Here is a 21,499-nt window from a genome sequence, read left to right as displayed (position 1 = left end):
CACTACGAAGAAGGGGACACGATGACAACTCCGGCAGGTGGTGCACTCAACACCGACCTCGAGCTGATGACGGCAGTCGCGGGCAAGATCGACGCGCGTAACGAGGAGGTGCGTGCCATGTTGGGCGCATTCATGGGCAAGATGAGCGGCGTGCCGCCCTCGGTGTGGGGTGGTGTCGCCGCCGTGCGGTTCCGCGACGTCGTTGCGCGGTGGGACGCGGAGTCGATCACGTTGCACACCGCGTTGGCACGCATCGCCGAGACCATGCGCCTCAACGAACACGCGTTGCGAGACGCCGCCGACGCGCACGCGGCGCGCATCGGCGCCACCACCGCGGCGCTGTAGCCCGACATTCCCCACCGAAATGGAGCACTCATGGATCCGGTTCTGTCATACGACTTCAACGAGATCGAGTTCGCCGTGCGACAGCAGATCCACGCCACGTCGGCCCGGTTCAACGCTGCGCTGGACGACCTGCGTGCGCAGATCGCGCCGTTGACGGCGGTCTGGACCCGGGAGGCCGCCGAGGCGTACCGCGTCGAGCAGGCCAGGTGGGACCAGTCGGCCGCCGCGCTCAACGACATCCTGTTCCGGCTGGGCAACGCCGTCCGGGACGGCGCCGACGATGTCGCCAGCACCGACCGGCGAGCGGCCACGGCCTGGGGGATGTGACCCCGCAGCCGCCGAGACCCCTGGGTGGTCCCGCAGGAGGAGAGCCTGCGGGGCCGCCCAGTCTCACCGCTCGCCCTGCCGGTTGGGATAGGGTGGTTTCGGTGACGTGGCCAGCGGAAACAGGCCCCGCACGAGGAGTGTGATCGCCGGTGAGTGCCTCGAGGACCACGGGCGGCGGGGCCATGGACCAGCCGCCCGGATCGGCCGTGCGCGCGATGCACGAACTCTTTGTCGCCGGTGAGGTCGACGCGAGCTATCTGGACTCCTCGCCACTACGCAAGGTGGTCGCCGAAAGCTGGCAGCGCAGCCTCGCCATCGGTGTTGACCCCGACCACAGCGGTGCCGAGCTTTCCTGGGCTGCCCGTACCCTCGACGAACTGCGCGCCAGCCATCCGCTGACCGCCGCGCTACCTGTCATCCGCCGGCTTCTGGTCGAGGACGCATCCGATGCGGGTGTGGTGGTCGCGGTGATGGCCGCCGACGGCACCCTGCTGTGGGTCGAGGGCGACCCGGTCGCCCGGCGCAGGGCCGAGACCATGAACTTCGTCCCCGGTGCGGACTGGAGCGAGCGACGTGCCGGTACCAACGCACCCGGCACGGCGGTGGCGCTGGACCGCGAACTGCAGATCCGGGGCAGCGAGCACTTCTCCCGCATCGTGCAGCCGTGGAACTGCACCGCGGTGCCCGTCCACGATCCCGCCACTGGCCTGGTGCTCGGGGCCATCGATCTCACCGGCGGCCCGCAGGTCGCCTCACCGCAGACCCTCGCCCTGGTCCGGGCCACCGCCGTTGCCATCGAAAACCACCTCGCGCTGCTGGCGCTCACCCGATCCGCCGATGCCGCGGTGCACCGCGCCCGCCTGTCGGTCCTTGGCGCAGGACGCCCCCGGTGGACGTCCGAAGGTGGTCTGGACGCCTGCACGCTCACCGGCAGGCACGCCGACATCCTGGTTCTGCTCACCCGCCACCAGGAGGGTCTGAGCGCTGATCATCTCGCAATGTTGTTGGACGACAACGACCTCGACGCTGTGACGATTCGCGCCGAGATGTCGCGGCTGCGTCGCGTCATCGGAACCCAGTACGTCGGCTCCCGGCCCTACCGGCTGCTCGAGCCCGTCGACAGCGATCTGGGCGACGTGTTCGAGGCCCTGCGGCGCGGCGATGTCGCGGCCGCGGTATCGCAGTACCGCGGGGAGCTGCTACCGCAGTCGGTGTCGCCGGCGATCGGCCGCCTGCGTGCCGAACTGTCCACGAGCGTGCGCGCAGCGGTGCTTGGCACCGGGGATATCGCGCTGCTGAACCGTTGGCTCGAACTCCCCGAGGGACGCGACGACCGCGACGGCTGGCGTATCCTGCACGACGGCGTGCCCGCGGGGTCGGTGCAGCGCGCCACCGCGAGCGGGCACCTCGCCGGCCTCGATCTCGACATCGGCTGACCCCAGAACCTGAGTAGGTCGTGCCGTTCGCCCGGGAGAACACCTTGCAGTCAGCCCGCCGATGCAACCGTGCTGCAACGGTCGCACTCGTAGTGTTAGTGACGACCGACACACTTGTGGCGTCTGAATAGCAGGAGAGATCGCGCATGACTGTTTACGCACGTCCGGGTACCGAGGGCGCCGTGATGTCCTTCCAGTCCCGTTACGACAACTTCATCGGCGGCGAGTGGGTGGCACCCGTCGGCGGCGAGTACTTTGCCAACCCCACTCCGGTCACCGGTGAGGTGTTCTGCGAGGTCGCCCGTTCGACCGAGGCTGACATCGAGAAGGCGCTGGATGCCGCGCACGCCGCCGCCCCCGCGTGGGGTAAGACCTCGCCGGCGGAGCGCGCGCTGATCCTGAACAAGATCGCCGACCGCATCGAGGAGAACCTCGAGTCGATCGCGGTCGCCGAGTCATGGGATAACGGCAAGCCGGTCCGCGAGACGCTCAACGCCGACATCCCGCTGGCGATCGACCACTTCCGCTACTTCGCGGGATGCATTCGTGCGCAAGAGGGTTCACTGTCGCAGGTCGACGAGGACACCGTCGCCTACCACTTCCACGAGCCGTTGGGCGTCGTCGGGCAGATCATTCCGTGGAACTTCCCGATCTTGATGGCCGTGTGGAAGCTGGCACCGGCGCTTGCCGCGGGTAACGCCATCGTGCTCAAGCCCGCCGAGCAGACCCCGGCCTCGATCCTGCACCTGTTCTCGATCATCGGCGACCTGCTCCCCGCGGGTGTGGTGAACATCGTCAACGGGTTCGGCGTTGAGGCGGGCAAGCCGCTGGCGTCGAGCAACCGGATCGCCAAGATCGCGTTCACCGGCGAGACCACGACCGGCCGGCTGATCATGCAGTACGCGTCGCAGAACCTGATCCCCGTCACCCTGGAACTCGGCGGCAAGAGCCCGAACATCTTCTTCAACGACGTGATGGCGGCCGCCGACGACTACCAGGACAAGGCGCTCGAGGGCTTCACCATGTTCGCCCTCAACCAGGGCGAGGTGTGCACCTGCCCGTCGCGCAGCCTGATCCAGGCCGACGTCTACGACGAGTTCCTCGCACTGGCCGCCATCCGTACCAAGGCCGTGCGCCAGGGCGATCCGCTGGACACCGAGACGATGATCGGGGCGCAGGCCTCCAACGACCAGTTGGAGAAGATCCTGTCCTACATCGAGATCGGCAAGTCCGAGGGCGCCAAGGTGCTCACCGGCGGCGAGCGCGCCGAACTCGGCGGCGATCTCAACGGTGGCTACTACGTCGCGCCGACGATCTTCACCGGCCACAACAAGATGCGGGTGTTCCAGGAGGAGATCTTCGGGCCCGTCGTCGCGGTCACGTCGTTCAAGGACTACGACGAGGCCATCAGCATCGCCAACGACACCCTCTACGGACTCGGTGCGGGAGTGTGGAGCCGCGACGGCAACACCGCCTACCGGGCTGGTCGCGATATCAAGGCTGGCCGCGTCTGGACCAACTGTTACCACCAGTACCCCGCGCATGCCGCATTCGGTGGGTACAAGCAGTCGGGTATCGGCCGCGAGAACCACAAGATGATGCTGGACCACTACCAGCAGACGAAGAACCTGTTGGTCAGCTACTCGAACAAGGCGCAGGGCTTCTTCTAAACCGCGCCTTCCCCCGCTGAACGTGAGCTTGTGCGCGATCGACCCCCCTCGTCTCGCGCACAAGCTCACGTTCGCGCCCCTGTCACTGAGGAGATTCGATGGGTTCCCTGCTGCTGAAGACTGCCCAGAACGTGATTGATGCCGCGGTCGCCAAGGCGATCGAGATCGGCAAGCCGATGAACATCGCTGTGGTCGACGACGGCGGGCATCTGGTCGCGTTCGTGCGAATGGACGGCGCGATCAAGGCCAGTATCGACATATCGATTCGCAAGGCACGGACCTCGATCATGATGAACCTGCCCACCAGTGCCTTAACTGCGGTGTCGCAACCCGGCGCCGAGCTCTACGGTCTCGAGCAGACGTCGGGCGGCCTGGTGATCTTCGGCGGCGGTCTGCTGCTGGAGTCCGAGGGTGTGGTGATCGGCGCGATCGGAGTCAGCGCGGGCAGTGTGGAACAGGACGTGTCGGTGGCAGAGGCCGGCGTCGCAGCCCTGTGATGCAGTTGTAAGTCATTCCGTCAGAACGCAATCGCCGCAGTATCCCGCCCCGGGCACCTGATAGAACAGGCAGCAGTTGCGCCGCCGGAACTGGCCGTCGAGAATCTCGGCTGCATCGCGCAACGGACCCGTCGCGATGAGCGCGGCTACCAGCGCACGCCCGCGCGGTTCATCCGCCGGCCGGGACTGTGATAGGACCGTCACCGCACCGTTGGCCGCTGATGCGATGTTGCCCCACAACACCTTCTGCGAAAGCGCGGTTGCCAGACGCATGGTCTCGTTCAACGGGCGAAACACATCGCCGATGAGGGAGTCGGCGATGGCGTTGGCAGACTGCCGTGGACCGGTGACCGTGGCCAACTCGGCATCTGCGACCCCGAGTTCCATGCGATGCGTCGAAGATTGTTGCCAGAAGACGTTTTTCGCAGACAGCAGCGGAAACGTTGCGAGGCAGGTCGCGGCCCCGATGACCGGGGACAGCAGTCGGGCCGCGATCGACAGATGGACCGAGGATGCGGCGGCCTTGATGGGTACGTCGGCCACGTCTACGCGCATCGAGGCGGCGATCGCGGACTGGGCGCGACGGGCGTACTCGCGCGCAACCGCGGCATCGTTGCACAGGGTGAGGATCGGCAGCCACGAATCACCCTCAGCCGTGGGAAGGGCGAAGAACTCGCCGAGTTCGGCGATCGGGTTCATTGCTGCCGGATGCGGGACGGTCATCGTCAGCCAGGCTAGCGGCACCCCGGCATCACCACTGACCTGCGCACCAACCTCCGTGCAACGTGATGCAGCGCACAATCTCAGCATGACGGAGCCGAACCTGGACCCTGCAGTGGATTACCCGCTGAGCAGCAATCGCAAGGACCTGCTCTTCACCCCGAACGGCAAGCCCATCGACGCCATCACCATGGAGTCGGTGATGTCGGGTGAGGTCGAGGCCTCAGACCTGCGCATCACACCGCAGACACTGCGCCTGCAGGCCCAGATCGCCGAGAAGGACGGTCGCAAACAGCTCGGCGGGAACCTGCGCCGGGCGGCCGAGATGACCACGATCAGCGACGAGCGAGTGCTGCAGATCTACAACGCGTTGCGGCCGAATGCGTCGACCAAGGATGAACTCGAGTCGATCGCTGATGAGCTGCAGAACCAGTACGGCGCAACGTTGCTGGCCGATCTCGTCCGTGAAGCCGCAGACGTCTACCAGCGTCGCGACATCCTGGCCACCAGCGAATAGGAGACGGTTGTGACCGCGGTAGCACCCAGGAATTCTGCCCCCGAGAAGCGCCACTCCGAGCGGACAAGGGTTCTCGAGGACCGGCCGGTCAACCTTGACGGTTTCGTCGAGGAGTGGCCCGAGGTCGGCATGGTCGCGATGGACAGCGAGTTCGACCCAAAGCCGAGCGTGCGGGTTGTTGACGGCGTCATCGTCGAGATGGATGGCAGGGCACGGGCCGATTTCGACTTCATCGACCAGTTCATCGCCGATAAGGCGATCGATGTGGACACCACCGCGCAGTCGATGGCGATCCCTGCGGTAGAGATCGCGGGAATGCTCGTTGATCCCAGGGTTTCCCGCGACGAGGTGATCGCCGTGACCGGCGGCCTGACTCCGGCGAAACTGCTGGAGGTCATGAAGGCGATGAACATCGTCGAGATCATGATGGGTATGCAGAAGATGCGGGCCCGCCGGACTCCGGCCAATCAGGCGCACTGCACCAGCGCCCGGGACAACCCGTTGCAGGTCGCCTGCGAGGCGGCAGAGGCATCGCTTCGCGGATTCTCTGAGGTGGAGACGACTTTGGGTGTCGTGCGGTACGCCCCGCTGGTCGCGATGGCCCTGCAGATCGGCGCCCAGGTCGGCACCGGCGGCCGGCTGACCCAGTGTGCACTGGAGGAGGCCACCGAACTCGAGTTGGGCATGCGCGGCATCACCGCGTATGCGGAGACCATCTCGGTGTACGGCACCGAGTCGGTGTTCGTCGACGGTGACGACACCCCGTGGTCGAAGGCGTTCCTGGCGGCGGCGTACGCGTCCCGCGGAATCAAGATGCGCTTCACCTCGGGAACCGGCTCCGAGGTGCAGATGGGTAACGCCGAGGGCCGGTCGATGCTGTACCTGGAGATCCGCTGCATCCTGGTGGCCAAGGGCGCCGGAGTGCAGGGTCTGCAGAACGGTTCGATCTCGTGCATCGGTGTGCCGGGTGCGGTGCCTGCGGGGATCAGGGCGGTGGCGGCGGAGAATCTCGTTGCATCCGCGGTGGACCTGGAGTGTGCGTCGGGCAACGACCAGTCGTTCTCGCACTCGCCGATGCGGCGGACCGCGCGCCTGCTGCCCCAGATGATGCCGGGGACCGACTTCATCACCTCGGGTTACTCGGCAACTCCCAACTACGACAACATGTTCGCCGGATCGAACGTGGACGCCGAGGACTTCGACGACTTCAACACCATTCAGCGCGACCTGCAGATCGACGGCGGTCTGCGGCACGTGAGCGAAGCCGAGATCCTCGCGGCGCGGCTGCGTGCCGGTAAGGCGCTGCAGGCCGTCTTCAGACACCTGGACCTACCGTCGATCTCCGATGCGGAGATCGACGCGGCCGTCTACGCGCACGGCAGTCGGGAACTGGTGCCCCGCGACGTCCTCGAAGACCTCAAGGGGGCCCAGCAGGTCATGGATCGCAACGTGACGGGCCTCGATCTGGTCAAGGCGCTCGAGTCGACGGGTTTCTCCGATGTCGCCGAGAACCTGCTCAGCGTGCTGCGTCAACGGGTTTCGGGTGACCTGCTGCAGACATCGGCGATCATGACCCGCGACTTGACGCCGTTGTCCGCCGTCAACGACCGCAATGACTACGCCGGACCGGGCACTGGTTACCGGCCGTCCGGCGCGCGCTGGGAGGAAATGAAGCGCTTGCGTCACGTCACCAGTGCCTCGAACCCGGAAATGGAGGTCCAGTGATATGACCGAGGTTGCGTTCGATGCACCCAGATGGACATTGGCCTTCACCGGGGACACCCCCGCGCAGCCGGGTACGCGCTCCGACGAGGTGGTGCTGGCGATATCGCCTGCGTTCGCCGACTTCTTCAGTCAAACCATCATCGGGGTGTCCCACGCTGAGGTGATCCGGCAGATCCTGGCTGGCATCGAGGAGCAGGAGGTCACCGCGCGGTGCATCCGGGTCCGGCACAGCAGCGACCTCGCGGTCGTGGCGCACACCGCGGCCAAGCTGTCCGGTTCGGGAATCGGAATTGGCATCCTGTCGCGCGGGACCTCGATGATCCATCAGCGCGACCTGCCGCGGCTCTCCAGTCTGGAACTGTTCCCGCAGAGTCCGCTGATGACCCTCGACACCTACCGCAGCATCGGGTCGAACGCCGCGCAGTATGCGAAAGGGGAGTCACCGGAACCGGTTCCGACACTCAACGACCAGATGGCCCGCCCGCGGTGGCAGGCTAAGGCCGCGCTGCTGCATCTGAAGGAGACCGAGCAGATTCGCAAGCAGGCCCGTCCGGTCGAGGTGGTGCCGCAGTTCGCCGAGGACCCGGTGAACTAGTTGGCCACGCGGACCGTTGTCGGCGTCGATATCGGCAACTCGACGACGGAGGCCAGTGCCGCGACCGTGGGCCCGGATGGATCCGTGCGGTTCGTCGGCGCCGCCTTGACGCCCACCACCGGCATAAAGGGCACGCCGAAGAATGTCGACGGCGTGGCGGCCGCCGTCAGCTGCGCGCTCGGGGACGCCGGTATCGCCCTGACCGAACTTGACGTCGTCCTGCTGAACGAGGCCACACCGGTGATCAGTGGTCTGGCCATGGAGACCATCACCGAGACCATCATCACCGAGTCGACGATGATCGGTCACGACCCACGTACCCCCGGTGGTCGAGGGCTCGGTGTCGGCATCACGGTCCGCCTCGAGACGCTCACCGAGATCCCCTCGGATACGGCGGTGATCGCGGTCGTCGCAAGGGGCGTCGACTTCGAGATGACCGCCCGTGCGATCAATGTCGCCACCGAACGGGGCGTGCGAGTCGCCGGGGCGATCCTCGGCAACGACGATGCCGTTCTGGTGGTGAACCGGCTCAACACCGCCATCCCGGTGATCGACGAGGTGTCACGCATCGAGGCGGTGCCCCTGGGCATGCTCGCAGCCGTCGAGGTGTCCGGTCCCGGTCAGTCGATCCGGACTCTGTCCAACGCCTACGGCCTGGCGACGATATTCGATCTTGATCCCGCCGCCACCAAGGTGGTCTCGCCGGTGGCGCGGGCGTTGACCGGTAACCGCTCGGCGGTCGTGGTGCGCACACCCACCGGTGATGTCGCCGACCGCACCATACCGGCGGGATCCCTCGAGCTGATCGGCGAGAGCAAACGTGCAACGGTGGACGTGTCCCGCGGTGCCGTCGAGATCATGGCGGCTGTGGAGCGGGTCAGCCCGATGGCTGATGTTGTGGGCGAGGCCGGCACCAACACCGGCGGCATGATCGCGAATGTTCGTCAGGGTATGGCCGATCTGTCCGAGCATGCACTCGCCGACGTGCACATCCAGGACCTACTCGCAGTGGACACCTTTGTGCCGCAGGAGGTTCGGGGTGGCCTCGCGGGGGAGGTGGCGCTGGAGAATGCGGTCGCCCTTGCGGCCATGGTGCGCACTCTGGAGAGCGGTATGCAGGCCGTTGCCGATGCAGTGCGGCACCGCCTGCACGCCACCGGTGCCACGCGGGTGGATGTCGTCGTCGGAGGGGTCGAGGCGGAGATGGCGGTGCTCGGTGCGCTCACCACGCCCGGCACCGACAAGCCGCTGGTGGTACTCGATCTCGGTGGCGGCTCGACGGATGCGGCCCTTATCGAGGTCGATGACACCATCGACACCGTGCACCTGGCCGGTGCGGGCGATCTGGTCAGCAGGCTGATCGATTCCGAACTCGGGCTGGACAATCTCGAACTGGCCGAGGAGATCAAGCGGTTCCCGCTGGGGAAGGCGGAGAGTTTCTTCCACGTTCGGCTGGAGAACGGCACCGTGCAGTTCTTCACCTCGCCCCTACCCGCAACGGCGTTCGCCAGGGTGGTGACTCTGTCCGGACAGGCGATGAACCCGATTCCGACTAGGCATTCTCTCGACCGCATCCGGGCCGTGCGCCGTGGCGCCAAGGAGCGCGTCTTCGTGGTGAACGCCCTGCGGGCGTTGAGGACGGTCGCGCCCGGCGGTGATCTGCGTCAGATCGGGTTCGTGGTGCTGTTGGGCGGCTGTGCTCTCGACTTCGAGATCCCAGACCTCATCGCCGATGCGCTGGCGTCCTACGGGATCGTCTGTGGCACAGGCAATGTGCGGGGCACAGAGGGGCCTCGCAACGCGGTGGCCTCTGGTCTGGTCGCATCGTATGCCGTACCGCGGTTGGCAGGGCAGCGCGTTGACGCGTGACGGGAACATCCCCCGCCCCAGGCCCGCCCGCGGACAGCCCGAACCGCCCGTGATCGTCGTACTGCGCGCAGCTGACGGGCCGCAGCTGCGTGAGGTGCTGGCCGGCATCGAGGAGGAGGGCGTCCCCTACTCGGTTCAATGGCCCCCCCGAATCAACACCGAGGCCGCGTCTGCGACAGGTCTTGCTCGTCAGGCGGCGCTGCGCTCACCGTTGCACGTCGGTGTGGGAGTGGGAGCCGCCGGGGATGTCTGCGTGCACCACGACAAGCTCTCCGAGCCGTTGTCAGAGCTGTGCTCTGACGGTGCCGCAGACCGTGATGTCGCAAGGACTCTGGGCCACAACGCGGCCCGCATCGTGGTGAGTCTTCCGCTTAAGCCGATGCCGCGCACACCAATATTGAGTTTCGGCTAGACACGACAGCCATTTGTGCCGATACTTCTATCAAAGGTTGGTTATCAGACCTTTGAGGCTCGCGTCGAAGCGAGGCGCGCTACTTTCCGAATCAGCCCAAGGCTGATAGTCGAGATGGAGTTCCAAGTGGCAGGCGTTGAAGAACATCTGGAAAGCGCAGACTATCTGCAGAAGCGGCAGCTCAAATCGGGCAGCGCGGGCTGGCTGTTGTTGGCCGGGCTCGGCGTCAGCTACGTCATCTCCGGTGACTACTCGGGCTGGAACTTCGGTCTCGAGCAGGGCGGTTTCGGCGGGCTGGCGATCGCCGCCGTCATCATCGCCGGTATGTACCTGGCTCTCGTGCTGGGTATGGCCGAGCTGTCCTCGGCGCTGCCGGCGGCGGGCGGCGGTTACACCTTCGCGCGTCGCGCGCTCGGTCCATGGGGTGGATTCGCCACCGGCACAGCCATTCTCATCGAGTACGCGATCGCACCCGCGGCCATCGCGACCTTCATCGGGGCCTATGTGGAGTCGCTGGGGCTGTTCGGCATCACCAGCGGGTGGTGGATCTACCTGGCGGCGTACGCCCTGTTCATCGGGATTCACCTGGCTGGCGTCGGTGAGGCACTCAAGGTGATGTTCGTGATCACCGCCATCGCCCTGGTGGGTCTGCTGGTGTTCGCGATCTCCGCCGTCGGCCACTTCGATCTGGCCAACCTGACCAATATCGCTCCCACCGATGCGGCCGGTGCGTCCAGCTTCCTGCCACACGGCTACCTGGGTATCTGGGCCGCGATACCGTTCGCCATCTGGTTCTTCCTGGCCATCGAGGGCGTGCCGCTGGCTGCCGAGGAGACCGCCAACCCGGAGCGCAACGTCCCGCGCGGCATCATCGCCGGCATGAGCGTCCTGCTGGTCACCTGCGTGACGGTGCTGATCCTGACCACCGGAGCCGGTGGAGCACAGGAGATGTCGTCATCGGGTAACCCCTTGGTCGAGGCGCTCGGCGACGGCACCGCGGCCAAGATCGTGAACTACATCGGTCTGGCCGGGCTGATCGCCAGCTTCTTCTCGATTATCTACGCCTACTCCCGACAGCTGTTCGCACTGTCGCGGGCGGGTTATCTGCCCACGGCGCTGTCGGTGACGAACTCGCGGAAGGCGCCCACGCTGGCGCTGATCGTCCCCGGTGTCATCGGCTTCGTGCTGTCGCTGACGGGGCAGGGCGACCTGCTGCTGAACATGGCGGTCTTCGGCGCCGCGCTCAGCTACGTGCTCATGATGGTCAGCCATATCGTGCTGCGCCGCCGCGAACCGGATATGCCGCGGCCCTACCGGACCCCTGGCGGTGCGATCACGACCGGATTCGCCCTCGTCATCGCGGTTCTCGCGGTGATCGCGACATTCCTGGTCAATCCCGTCGCGGCCGGCTGGTGCCTCGCCGTGTTCGCCGCGTTCATGCTGTACTTCGCGGTCTACAGCCGGCACAAACTGGTGGCCAACTCGCCCGATGAGGAGTTCGCCATGCTCGCGAGGGCGGAGAGCGAACTCAAGTGATCTACCGGCAACAGGTCGCGGGGGAGTCATACGCCTTCGACGGACTGATCGAGGTGATGGCCAAGGCCACACCGTTGCGCTCGGGCGACCAGCTCGCCGGATGCGCGGCCGAACACGACGCGGAACGCGCCGCGGCGGCGTGGGTTCTGGCGGACCTGCCGCTTGACACCTTTCTCAACGAGGCGATCGTGCCTTACGAGACCGACGAGGTCACTCGGCTGATATTCGATAGCCATGACCGCCAAGCCTTTTCGGTGATATCGCATCTGACCGTCGGTGGCTTCCGGGACTGGCTGCTGGACGCCGCATCGCGCGATGACGGTGCGGCGGATCTTGCCGCCGTGGCGCCGGGCCTGACCCCGGAGATGGTCGCCGCCGTCAGCAAGATCATGCGCAACCAGGACCTCATCGCGGTCTCGGCCGCCATGGAGGTGACCGCATCGTTTCGGACCACGGTCGGCAGGCGCGGAACACTGGCGACGCGGCTGCAACCCAACCATCCGACCGATGACCCCCGCGGTGTCGCCGCAGCCGTGCTAGATGGGTTGCTCCTGGGATGCGGTGACGCCGTCATCGGTATCAACCCGGCCACCGACTCCCCGCAGGCAACCGCCGACCTGCTGCACCTCCTCGACTCCATCCGCACCCGCTACGACATTCCGGCGCAGTCCTGCGTGCTGTCGCACATCACCACCACGATCGGTCTCATCGAGGCGGGCGCACCCGTCGACCTGGTGTTCCAGTCGATAGCCGGCACCCAGGGAGCCAACACCGCGTTCGGCGTCGACCTTGCCCTGCTGCGCGAGGGCCGCGATGCCGGACGCAGCCTGCGGCGCGGCACCGTGGGGGACAACGTGATGTATCTGGAGACCGGACAGGGCTCGGCATTGAGTTCGGGCGCGCACCTGGGTACCGGAGGTAAGCCCGTCGATCAGCAGACCCTCGAGACGCGCGCCTACGCGGTGGCCCGCGACCTGCAACCGCTCCTGGTCAACACGGTCGTCGGCTTCATCGGCCCGGAGTATCTCTACGACGGCAGGCAGATCATCCGCGCAGGGCTTGAGGACCACTTCTGCGGCAAGCTGCTCGGCCTGCCGATGGGTGTCGACGTCTGCTACACCAACCACGCCGAAGCCGACCAGAACGATATGGACACCCTGCTCATGCTGCTTGCGGCAGCGGGTGTGGCATTCGTGATCACCGTGCCCGGCGCCGACGACGTGATGCTCGGCTACCAGAGCCTGTCGTTTCATGACGTGCTGGTGACGCGCCGCACGCTGGGACTGCGGCCCGCCCCCGAGTTCGAGGCGTGGCTGCGCACCGTGGGGATGGTCGACGACACCGGCCGCCTCACTCCCTTCGACGTCGCCCATTCGGCGTTGCGTTCGCTCACCTCGGCGCAGACACCATGACCGCCGAGAATCCCGCCGTCCGCGAGTTCTGGGACGAGCTGCGCAAGTCGACGCAGGCCAGGATCGGTCTGGGCCGCGCAGGGAATGCCCTGCCGACCCGGCAGGTGCTGGAGCTGGCCGCGGCCCATGCCGCCGCCCGCGATGCCGTGCATGTCCCGCTGGACGTCGATCGGCTGATCGGCGAGGTGCGCCAGGTGGGTATCGGCGAGCCAACGGTGGTGACCAGCCGCGCCGCATCCCGCGACGAGTACCTGCGTCGGCCCGATCTGGGCCGGATACCGGCCGACGTGACGATGGTGGCCGAGAGCGGAGCCGATATCGGCTTCGTCCTGGCCGACGGACTCTCGCCGACCGCGCTGAGTCACCATGGCGCGGCTCTGCTGAAGGCACTCGCGGCGCAGCTGGGGGACCGCTGCACGCTGGCGCCGCCCGTCATCGCGACGCAGGCCAGGGTCGGGCTCGGAGACCACATCGGCGCACAGCTGGGGGTGCGGACGCTGCTCGTCGTCATCGGTGAACGGCCCGGTCTGAGCGTCGCCGACAGCCTTGGCATTTACCTGACCCACCTGCCGCGGCTCGGCTGCACCGACGCCAACCGCAACTGCATCTCCAACATCCACCCGCCCGACGGTCTCGGATACGCCGAGGCGGCCCGGGTCGCGGCGGGCCTGGTTGCGGGCGCACGTGAGCTGGGGCGATCCGGTGTGGACCTCAAGGACGCATCGCGCGGCTCGACGCTTGAGGCCGCCAGCACCACCGAACTTCGCTGAACGCCGCCCGACGCGACCTCATGACTCGCGTTTTGACCTGCGATGACGGCCCCAGGTAAGCTGCCTCGTTGGTGTGTGCTGCCCTGATGGGCATGCGGGTCCCGGGTCGATGTCGGTCGCTGGGGCGCCGGAGTGCACATACCGAGACCGGCACCCGGGTCACACCGGGATCCAACCCGAGAAGAAGAGGTAAGCGCTGTGCCTACGTACACGCCGAAGGCGGGTGACACCACGCGTACGTGGTACGTCATCGACGCCCAGGACGTGGTGCTCGGCCGGCTCGCCGTCGAAGCAGCCAAGCTGCTCCGCGGCAAGCACAAGCCGACATTCACGCCGAATGTCGATGGTGGCGATTTCGTCATCGTCATCAACGCCGAGAAGATCGCCCTCAGCGGCGACAAGCTCACCAAGAAGTTCGCTTACCGCCACTCGGGTTACCCCGGCGGCCTGCGCAAGCGCACCATCGGCGAGCTGCTGATCAAGCACCCGACCCGCGTCGTCGAGAACGCGATCATCGGCATGCTTCCGCACACCAAGCTCAGCCGCCAGGTCCAGAAGAAGCTGAAGGTCTACGCGGGCCCCGAGCATCCGCACGCCGCGCAGCAGCCGGTTCCGTACGAGATCAAGCAGGTGGCCCAGTGACCGAGACCAACGACGTGACCGAGACGACCGAGGTCGTCGAGGTTGTTGAGACCCCCGAGGCCGTTGAGGTCGTCGAGGTTGTCGAGACGACGCCAGTCGAGGAGTCCACTCCTCGCGAGCCCATCGTCATCGACCGCCCCATCCAGACCGTCGGCCGCCGCAAGGAGGCCGTGGTTCGCGTGCGCCTGGTGCCTGGCACCGGCAAGTTCCACCTGGATGGCCGCAGCCTCGAGGAGTACTTCCCGAACAAGGTGCACCAGCAGCTGATCAAGGCTCCGCTGGTGCTCGTGGACCGGGTCGACACCGTCGACATCTTCGCCCACCTCGACGGCGGCGGACCGTCCGGACAGGCTGGCGCGCTGCGTCTGGCCATCGCCCGGGCGCTCATCATCGTGCAGCCCGAGGATCGCCCGCCGCTGAAGAAGGCCGGCTTCCTCACGCGTGACCCGCGTGCCATCGAGCGCAAGAAGTACGGCCTCAAGAAGGCCCGTAAGGCACCTCAGTACAGCAAGCGCTGATCTTTCACAGCATTGTGTGACCGTGAGCGTGCGCGTCGAATTGTCGGCGCGCACGCTCTCGGCGTTTCCAGGAGGGATGCGCATGGGTCGACTGTTCGGCACCGATGGGGTGCGCGGCGTCGCCAACCGAGATTTGACCGCCGAGCTGGCGCTGGCCCTGGGGTCGGCCGCGGCACGGTTGGGTACCTACGATCGCTCCCGACGTGTCGCCGTCGTCGGCCGTGATCCCCGCGCCAGCGGCGAGATGCTCGAAGCCGCCGTCATCGCAGGCCTGACGAGTGAGGGCGTGGACGCGTTGCGGGTCGGCGTGCTGCCGACGCCGGCCGTGGCCTACCTGACCGCCGCGTATGACGCGGAGTTCGGCGTGATGATCTCCGCGTCGCACAATCCGATGCCCGACAACGGCATCAAGATCTTCGGCCGCGGCGGGCACAAGCTCGACGACGCCACCGAGGATCGCATCGAGGACCTCGTCCGGATGGGCCCGGGCCGCCGCCCCGAGGGAGCCGGCATTGGCCGCGTCCTGGAGGCCCCCGATGCCCTCGACCGCTATCTGAACCACGCTGCAACGGCAATCGCCACGCGGGCCGACGGTCTGACCGTCGTCGTCGACTGCGCCCATGGCGCCGCATCGGTCGCCGCGCCGCAGGCCTACCGCGCGGCCGGTGCCACCGTCATCGCGATCAACGCCGAACCGACCGGCCTCAACATCAACGACGGCTGCGGCTCGACCCACATGGACGTCCTGCAGCAGGCGGTACTGGCGCACGGCGCCGACCTCGGCCTGGCGCATGACGGTGACGCCGACCGCTGCCTGGCGGTGGATGCCGAGGGCAACGTCGTTGACGGTGACTCGATCATGGTCGTGCTGGCACTGGCCATGCGTGATGCCGGGGAACTGGTGTCGAACACGCTTGTCACGACGGTGATGAGCAATCTCGGTCTGCACCTGGCAATGCGTGCGGCGGGTATCGAGGTCCGGACCACCAGCGTCGGCGACCGCTACGTCCTCGAGGAGCTGCGTGCCGGTGGGTTCGCCCTTGGCGGCGAGCAGTCCGGCCACATCGTGATGCCCGCGCTGGGCACCACCGGGGACGGCATCATCACCGGTCTGCGGCTCATGGCGCGCATGAACCAGACAGGGCTCACGCTGGCCGGTCTGGCCGCACCGATGCAGACCCTGCCACAGGTTCTCATCAATGTGGCGGTGGCCGACAAGACGACGGTTGCCCAGGCGCCTGCCGTGCAGTCGGCCGTCGCCGAGGCCGAGGCCGAACTCGGAGGTACCGGGCGAATCCTGTTGCGGCCGTCGGGAACCGAGCAGGTGGTCCGCGTCATGGTCGAGGCCGCCGACGAGGACACCGCCCGGCTGCTCGCCCATCGGGTGGCTCAGTCGGTCAGCGCGCAACGCTGACCGAGCGCAACTGGCGCCGATCTTGCGGAACCGAATGGCCCGCCGCTGCGTCCTAGTCCTACATGGGACATCTCGATGCTGCACGGGTTCAGGTCGCGGCGCTTCGTGACGCCGCCCGCGGCTACGACTCGCTCGCCGACACGGTCGCAACCGCGCGCTCGCATCTGGCTGGGCTGACGTTCGACGGCGCGGTGGCCGGACGGTCGCACGCGGCACGGGGCGACGCGCTGCGGGCCAGCCTGAGGCAGATTGACGAGGCGATGCAGCGGTGGGCGGCGGCCAACGCGGGAATCGCTGCTGTGCTGCGTCTTTCAGCCGATCGCTATGCCGACGTCGACGCCCGATCAGCTAGCCGGCTGGGCTGAGCCGTGCCTGACGTCGCCGCCCGCCTCGCGCAGGGGCTGCCCGCCGTGGAGAACGCGGGCACCTATGTGGCCGCATGCCGGCAGCTCGGCTATCACGGTGTGTCGGATGCCTCGCTACGCGAGTGGTACGGCACTGAGGATGGGATGGATCTCGCTGTCCTGCAGCGCGACTCCGATGCGCTCGGCACCGCCGCGGCCGCGGTCGAGGACGCCGCGCGACAACAGGTCGAGTTGGCCTCCCGGCTTGCGGGTGCGTGGTCGGGTCCGGCGGCGTCGGCTGCGCAGGACTTCCTGGCCCGCCAGAACGATGCCGCGGCGGCCGTGCGCGACGGCCTGGTGACCGCTGCCTCGGCGCTGGCGACACTGCGCGACGATCTGTGGCAGGCCGTCAATGCCAAGGTGGACGCGGCACTGGACATCGACGGCCGACCCTCTGGGCAGCGCGGTGACTGGTTGGCGGCCGCGCAGACGGTGACCACCGGTGCCGGTGACGTCCCGACCGCCAGCGAACTGGTCGACCAGCAGGTTAAACCATTCGTGGACAACGATATCGGCGCGGAGTGGCTGAGCGAGATGCGCGCGGGATTCGATCGGGTGGTCGACGCGTTCGACACGGCGATCGCGAGGCTCGAGGCCAGTCCCGCTGCGAGATTCGACGTCCCGGGGGAGTCGGGCGCCGCCGCGCAGCCAATCACCGCGCCGCCGGCGGACTTCGGCGGTGGTATGCCCTCACTTGGTGGGGGCATACCGTCGCTGGGTGGTGGGCTGTCCGGGTTCGGGCAGCAGCTGGCCGACCTGATCGGTGGATTCACCGGCTCCGCCGACGCGGGGCCAGACCTCGCCGAGCCCGACGACCTGCTGAAAGAGCCCGACGACGAACGGCCCGATGAGAACCCGGTCGTCGAGGAGGACTTGCCCGAGGAAGACCCGGTTGAGGATGACGAGACCGACTCCGAGGACGATGATTCGGACATCGCGCCGGAGGAGCCGGTGAAACCCGTCCCCGAGCCGGTGGCGCCGCCGTTGTCTGCACCCGAGCCGGTGGCGCCGCCGTTGGCTGCACCCGCCGTGCAGGATCTCGCGGCGCCACTCGCCGCGGAGAAGACGCCGTGCGAGATCGCCGCCGAGGAGCTACCGCGCGTTGGTGAGTGAGTGCGGCCTAGTTGGCGCGTGAGCCGCCGGAGCGACCCGACGATGAACTCGACGAGGTCGAGTAGGAGCGTGTCTGACCGCCACGTGAACGGTTTCCGCGCTGGCCACCGCCACCGCCGCTTCCGCCGCGGTTGCCCGAGCGCGGATTCGCCGAGGAACGGCCATCGCCTGCCGGACGCCTGCGGGGCGCGTTATTGCGCTGCGGCTGCTCGGGAACGTCCATGACGATCCCCCCGGTGAAGGAGCGCTCGCCGGGGGCGATCTCCAGTAGGACGGGGTGTGACGTGCCGTTGAACTTGGTGATGGTCGGCTTAACACCGGCCTTGCGGGTCAGCGTGCGCACATCGGCCACCTGCGCGTCGATCATGAGGGTCACGACAGTGCCCTCGTTGCCCGCGCGGGCGGTGCGACCGGACCGGTGCAGGTAGGCCTTGTGCTCGACGGGCGGGTCGGCGTGCACGACGAGGGTGATGTCGTCGACGTGGATGCCACGGGCGGCGATGTCGGTTGCGACCATCACCGCGGCCGTGCCGTCGGAGAACGCCGCGAGGTTGCGGGTGCGGGCGTTCTGAGACAGGTTGCCGTGCAACTCGACTGCGGGCACGCCGCGCGCGTTCAGCTTGCGGGCAAGGCCTTTCGCGCCGTGCTTGGTGCGCGCGAAGACGATGGTGCGGCCGGGTGATGCGGCCAGGTCGCTCAGGACCTCGAAGCGTGCCGCGTTGTCGACGTGCAGCACGTGATGAGCCATCTCGTTGACCGGCGACTGCTCCGAGTCGACGCTGTGCGTGATCGGGTCGTGCAGGTAGCGCTTGATCAGCACGTCGACGCCGCCGTCGAGCGTCGCCGAGAACAGCAGGCGCTGGCAGCGATTCGGGGTCTTGTCGAGCAGGCGCTTGACCGGCGGCAGGAAGCCGAGGTCAGCCATGTGGTCGGCCTCGTCGAGAACGGTGATCTCCACCGCGGACAGGTCGGCATGGCGCTGCTGAACGTGATCCTCGAGCCGGCCGGGGCAGGCGATGACGATGTCGACGCCCTTACGCAGCTTGTCGATCTGCGGGCCCGCGCCGACGCCACCGAAGATGGTGACCGACTTCAGGTTCGTGGCGGCGGCCAGCGGAGCCAGCGCCGCGTCGATCTGGGCGACCAGTTCGCGGGTCGGCGCCAGGATCAGCGCGCGGGGCTTGCCGGGACGCCGATCGCCGGCCGTGCTCGCGAGGCGCGAGACGACGGGGAGCAGGAATGCGTAGGTCTTGCCGGAGCCGGTGCGGCCGCGGCCGAGCACGTCGCGCCCGGCGAGCGAATCCGGCAGCGTCGCGGCCTGAATCGGGAAGGGGGAGTCGATGCCGTTGGCAGCGAGCGTGGAGATGACGGCCTCGGGCAAGCCGAGGTCGGCGAATGAAGACATGTTTGGAAAACTCCGAAAGTCGAGTGGTCGTCCTGCCCGGCGCGGGTGATCCGCGGCGCTCGGTGACGATCGAACGGGGGCTGAACAATCGCCTCCGGCGAACCGGTCGAATGCTCGCCTCCGGCGAAGCGGCAAAAGGCAGAACAGACGATGCCGCTGGTGATCACTCTATCCGACGATGGAGTTCGGCCCCAATTATGAGGTGAGCGTCACCAATTCCTCGACGAAACGGAGCTGCTCGGCGGTGTCCGCGCCCATGGGATGGACGAGCATGGTGGTGACCCCGGCCTCGGCGTAGGCCGCCAGGCGTTCCTTGACGAAACCACGCGGTCCGATCAGTGACACGTTGCGGACCAGGTCGTCGGGAACGGCGGCGATGGCCTCATTCTTCTTGCCCGCCAGGAACAAGTCCTGAATGCGATCCGCCACCTCGCCGTAGCCATATCGGGTGGCTAGGTTGTGGTAGAAGTTCTTGCCGCGCGCGCCCATTCCGCCGATGTACAGCGCCAGTTGGGGTTTGGCCCATGCCAGGCGGTCTTCCACGTCGTCGCCGATGGCCAGCGATGCCGACACCATGACGTCAAGCGGACCCAGCGCTGGGTCGCGCTTGGCCAGGCCGGCGCGCAGTGCATCGCCCCAGACCGAGTCGGCTCGCTCGGGATAGAAGAACAGCGGTTGCCAGCCCTCGGCGATCTCGGCGGTCAGTTCCACGTTCTTCGGGCCCAGTGCGGCGATCGCGATCGGAATGCGTTCGCGGACCGGGTGATTGATGAGGTGCAGTGGCTTTCCCAGGCCCGTGCCGCGGTCGGCGGGCAGAGGGAGCTGGTAGTACTTGCCGTCGTAGTTGACGTCCTCGCGGCGCCACACCTGCCGGCAGATGTCGACCACCTCGCGGGTACGGCCCAGCGGTGCGTCGAATGGGACGCCGTGGAAGCCCTCCATCACCTGCGGGCCCGAGGTGCCGAGGCCCAGCAGGAAGCGGCCGTCGGAGACGTAGTCCACGCCGGCCGCGGTCATCGCGAGCAGCGACGGGGTGCGGGTGTAGATCGGGACCACGCCAGAGCCGAGTTCGATGGTCGAGGTTTTGGCGGCGAGGTAGCCGAGCTGGCTGATGGCGTCATACGAGTAGGCCTCGGGGACCAGCGCGATGTCGACACCGACCTTTTCGAGTTCGACGACCTGGTCTGCGGCCGCCTTGAAGTCGCCGGCGTAACTCAGAAAGATTCCGGTGCGCATGATTGGTTTATACACCAACCAGTTGGTTGGACCCGTCGTCAGGGCTTCAGGAGTGCGACAACCTTGTTCTCCAGAGCGACGGGGTCGTCGGCGAACGGATCCACCACGTGGGTCCTGGGAAGAACGGCCTCGGGGTCGGCGAAGTCGCGGTAGGTCTTGTCGCCGGTGAGCTGGAACAGGAGGTAACCGGTGGTCAGCGCGCGCACGGTCTTCTGCGTGCCGCGGTCGGCGCCCGGCAGCTTGAACACCCGAGCCAGCCGCCGGCCCTCTACGAGCCCGCCCGCCGTTGCCTTGTCGACGGTGCGCAGGGTCGCCGGTCTCCACGCCCGTGCCAGCTCGACCGCGTTGGATCGCAGCGACATCGGATCGCCGGGGTCGGCCAGGATGAGGCCGGGCATCTGCAGTGCCCTGGCGGGCTCCTGAGCGGGCGGTTTGGACACCGTCGGGAACAGCGACACGGCCGTCTTGAGCTTGCCCGGTATGCCTGCGGCGGCGAACACGGCCGCCGAACCGCCGAAGCCGTGCCCGACGACACCGAGCTTGGTGGGGTGCACGCTGATCTGCCCCGGCCCCAGCCGCACCCCGCTGATGATGTCGAGCGTGCTGCCCAGGTCGAAGGCGAGATTCATCACCGACGGCGCGATGCTCGTCTCGGTGTTGGGGGCCGCTGCGACGATGCCCCACGACGCCAGGTGCTCCAGCGTGCCGAGGTAGCGGTCGGTGCTGGCCAGCCAGTCGTGACCGAATGCGATGCCGGGTAGGTTCATGCCCGACTCGGGGGTGAACACCACCCCGGGCAGTCCGGCGAAGGCCAGGTCACCGCGTAGAACGCGATGTGGTCCCCGGCGCGTCAAGGAAGCGAACAGCTTCTTGGTCTTGGCCACCCGATGACCGTAACTCACCAGGGCCGACGGACGCTGACGGGCGCCGGGGCCC

General features: G+C 67.3%; 22 protein-coding genes. 18 read left to right on the top strand and 4 right to left on the bottom strand.

The annotated features are described in order from the left end of the window. Positions 1 to 21: 21 nt before the first annotated feature. From ABIA65_RS31555 to ABIA65_RS31535, 5 genes are all read left to right on the top strand, one after another. Positions 22 to 345, top strand: coding sequence for a WXG100 family type VII secretion target (locus tag ABIA65_RS31555; protein ID WP_354526047.1), 324 nt, complete (start codon positions 22 to 24; stop codon positions 343 to 345). Positions 346 to 375: 30 nt separating this feature from the next. Beyond that, complete coding sequence (locus ABIA65_RS31550) at positions 376 to 672, top strand: WXG100 family type VII secretion target (protein ID WP_241400722.1); 297 nt, start codon at positions 376 to 378, stop codon at positions 670 to 672. A gap of 149 nt (positions 673 to 821) precedes the next feature. Further along, a complete protein-coding gene (locus ABIA65_RS31545; RefSeq protein WP_371746856.1) occupies positions 822 to 2,108 on the top strand; it encodes a helix-turn-helix domain-containing protein in 1,287 nt (428 codons plus the stop codon). A 146-nt stretch (positions 2,109 to 2,254) separates the two neighbouring features. After that, complete coding sequence (gene adh, locus ABIA65_RS31540; protein ID WP_241400719.1) at positions 2,255 to 3,778, top strand: aldehyde dehydrogenase; 1,524 nt, start codon at positions 2,255 to 2,257, stop codon at positions 3,776 to 3,778. A 98-nt stretch (positions 3,779 to 3,876) separates the two neighbouring features. After that, the gene (locus ABIA65_RS31535; RefSeq protein ID WP_241400718.1) at positions 3,877 to 4,275 is read left to right on the top strand and encodes a GlcG/HbpS family heme-binding protein; all 399 of its coding nucleotides are present in this window, start codon (positions 3,877 to 3,879) and stop codon (positions 4,273 to 4,275) included. Positions 4,276 to 4,287: 12 nt separating this feature from the next. Here ABIA65_RS31535 and ABIA65_RS31530 read toward each other — a convergent pair whose 3' ends face one another. Continuing rightward, complete coding sequence (locus ABIA65_RS31530) at positions 4,288 to 4,998, bottom strand: (2Fe-2S)-binding protein (RefSeq protein WP_354526046.1); 711 nt, start codon at positions 4,996 to 4,998, stop codon at positions 4,288 to 4,290. 85 nt (positions 4,999 to 5,083) lie between these two features. On the opposite strand from ABIA65_RS31530, the gene ABIA65_RS31525 reads away from it, so the two are divergent. From ABIA65_RS31525 to ABIA65_RS31465, 13 genes are all read left to right on the top strand, one after another. Further along, positions 5,084 to 5,512, top strand: coding sequence for a diol dehydratase small subunit (locus ABIA65_RS31525; RefSeq protein WP_241400716.1), 429 nt, complete (start codon positions 5,084 to 5,086; stop codon positions 5,510 to 5,512). 9 nt (positions 5,513 to 5,521) lie between these two features. Next, complete coding sequence (locus ABIA65_RS31520) at positions 5,522 to 7,237, top strand: propanediol/glycerol family dehydratase large subunit (protein WP_354526045.1); 1,716 nt, start codon at positions 5,522 to 5,524, stop codon at positions 7,235 to 7,237. A 1-nt stretch (position 7,238) separates the two neighbouring features. Further along, positions 7,239 to 7,832, top strand: coding sequence for a propanediol/glycerol family dehydratase medium subunit (locus ABIA65_RS31515; RefSeq protein WP_241400714.1), 594 nt, complete (start codon positions 7,239 to 7,241; stop codon positions 7,830 to 7,832). Further along, positions 7,833 to 9,701, top strand: coding sequence for a diol dehydratase reactivase subunit alpha (locus ABIA65_RS31510; RefSeq protein ID WP_354526044.1), 1,869 nt, complete (start codon positions 7,833 to 7,835; stop codon positions 9,699 to 9,701). Beyond that, on the top strand, positions 9,661 to 10,113 hold the full coding sequence (locus ABIA65_RS31505) for a glycerol dehydratase reactivase beta/small subunit family protein (RefSeq protein WP_354526043.1): 453 nt from the start codon (positions 9,661 to 9,663) through the stop codon (positions 10,111 to 10,113). The genes ABIA65_RS31510 and ABIA65_RS31505 overlap by 41 nt, the downstream gene beginning before the upstream one ends. A gap of 114 nt (positions 10,114 to 10,227) precedes the next feature. Next, on the top strand, positions 10,228 to 11,649 hold the full coding sequence (gene eat / locus ABIA65_RS31500; RefSeq protein ID WP_371746853.1) for an ethanolamine permease: 1,422 nt from the start codon (positions 10,228 to 10,230) through the stop codon (positions 11,647 to 11,649). Further along, a complete protein-coding gene (locus tag ABIA65_RS31495; RefSeq protein WP_241400710.1) occupies positions 11,646 to 13,061 on the top strand; it encodes an ethanolamine ammonia-lyase subunit EutB in 1,416 nt (471 codons plus the stop codon). The genes eat and ABIA65_RS31495 overlap by 4 nt, the downstream gene beginning before the upstream one ends. Next, the gene (gene eutC / locus ABIA65_RS31490) at positions 13,058 to 13,831 is read left to right on the top strand and encodes an ethanolamine ammonia-lyase subunit EutC (RefSeq protein ID WP_354526042.1); all 774 of its coding nucleotides are present in this window, start codon (positions 13,058 to 13,060) and stop codon (positions 13,829 to 13,831) included. Before ABIA65_RS31495 ends, eutC begins: the two co-directional genes overlap by 4 nt. A 198-nt stretch (positions 13,832 to 14,029) precedes the next feature. Next, the gene (gene rplM / locus ABIA65_RS31485) at positions 14,030 to 14,473 is read left to right on the top strand and encodes a 50S ribosomal protein L13 (RefSeq protein ID WP_241400708.1); all 444 of its coding nucleotides are present in this window, start codon (positions 14,030 to 14,032) and stop codon (positions 14,471 to 14,473) included. Next, positions 14,470 to 14,991, top strand: coding sequence for a 30S ribosomal protein S9 (gene rpsI / locus ABIA65_RS31480; protein ID WP_241400707.1), 522 nt, complete (start codon positions 14,470 to 14,472; stop codon positions 14,989 to 14,991). Before rplM ends, rpsI begins: the two co-directional genes overlap by 4 nt. 82 nt (positions 14,992 to 15,073) lie before the next feature. After that, positions 15,074 to 16,405: a phosphoglucosamine mutase gene (gene glmM / locus ABIA65_RS31475; RefSeq protein ID WP_354526098.1), complete on the top strand. Its 1,332-nt coding sequence runs from the start codon at positions 15,074 to 15,076 to the stop codon at positions 16,403 to 16,405. Positions 16,406 to 16,467: 62 nt separating this feature from the next. Then, on the top strand, positions 16,468 to 16,770 hold the full coding sequence (locus ABIA65_RS31470; RefSeq protein WP_241400706.1) for a type VII secretion target: 303 nt from the start codon (positions 16,468 to 16,470) through the stop codon (positions 16,768 to 16,770). A gap of 3 nt (positions 16,771 to 16,773) precedes the next feature. Then, the gene (locus ABIA65_RS31465) at positions 16,774 to 17,922 is read left to right on the top strand and encodes a hypothetical protein (protein WP_354526041.1); all 1,149 of its coding nucleotides are present in this window, start codon (positions 16,774 to 16,776) and stop codon (positions 17,920 to 17,922) included. A gap of 7 nt (positions 17,923 to 17,929) precedes the next feature. Here the strand turns inward: ABIA65_RS31465 and ABIA65_RS31460 are convergent, their stop codons facing one another. The 3 genes from ABIA65_RS31460 to ABIA65_RS31450 form a co-directional block, all read right to left on the bottom strand. Beyond that, a complete protein-coding gene (locus tag ABIA65_RS31460; protein ID WP_354526040.1) occupies positions 17,930 to 19,327 on the bottom strand; it encodes a DEAD/DEAH box helicase in 1,398 nt (465 codons plus the stop codon). Between the two features lie 195 nt (positions 19,328 to 19,522). Beyond that, on the bottom strand, positions 19,523 to 20,563 hold the full coding sequence (locus tag ABIA65_RS31455; protein ID WP_354526039.1) for an LLM class F420-dependent oxidoreductase: 1,041 nt from the start codon (positions 20,561 to 20,563) through the stop codon (positions 19,523 to 19,525). 38 nt (positions 20,564 to 20,601) lie between these two features. Continuing rightward, positions 20,602 to 21,447 (bottom strand): dienelactone hydrolase family protein, encoded by an 846-nt coding sequence (locus tag ABIA65_RS31450; RefSeq protein ID WP_354526038.1) that lies wholly within the window; start codon positions 21,445 to 21,447, stop codon positions 20,602 to 20,604. Positions 21,448 to 21,499 lie beyond the last annotated feature (52 nt).

This window comes from Mycolicibacterium sp. 624 (assembly GCF_040548615.1).
Taxonomy (GTDB): domain Bacteria; phylum Actinomycetota; class Actinomycetes; order Mycobacteriales; family Mycobacteriaceae; genus Mycobacterium.
This window is presented reverse-complemented; position numbering and strand designations above follow the sequence as displayed.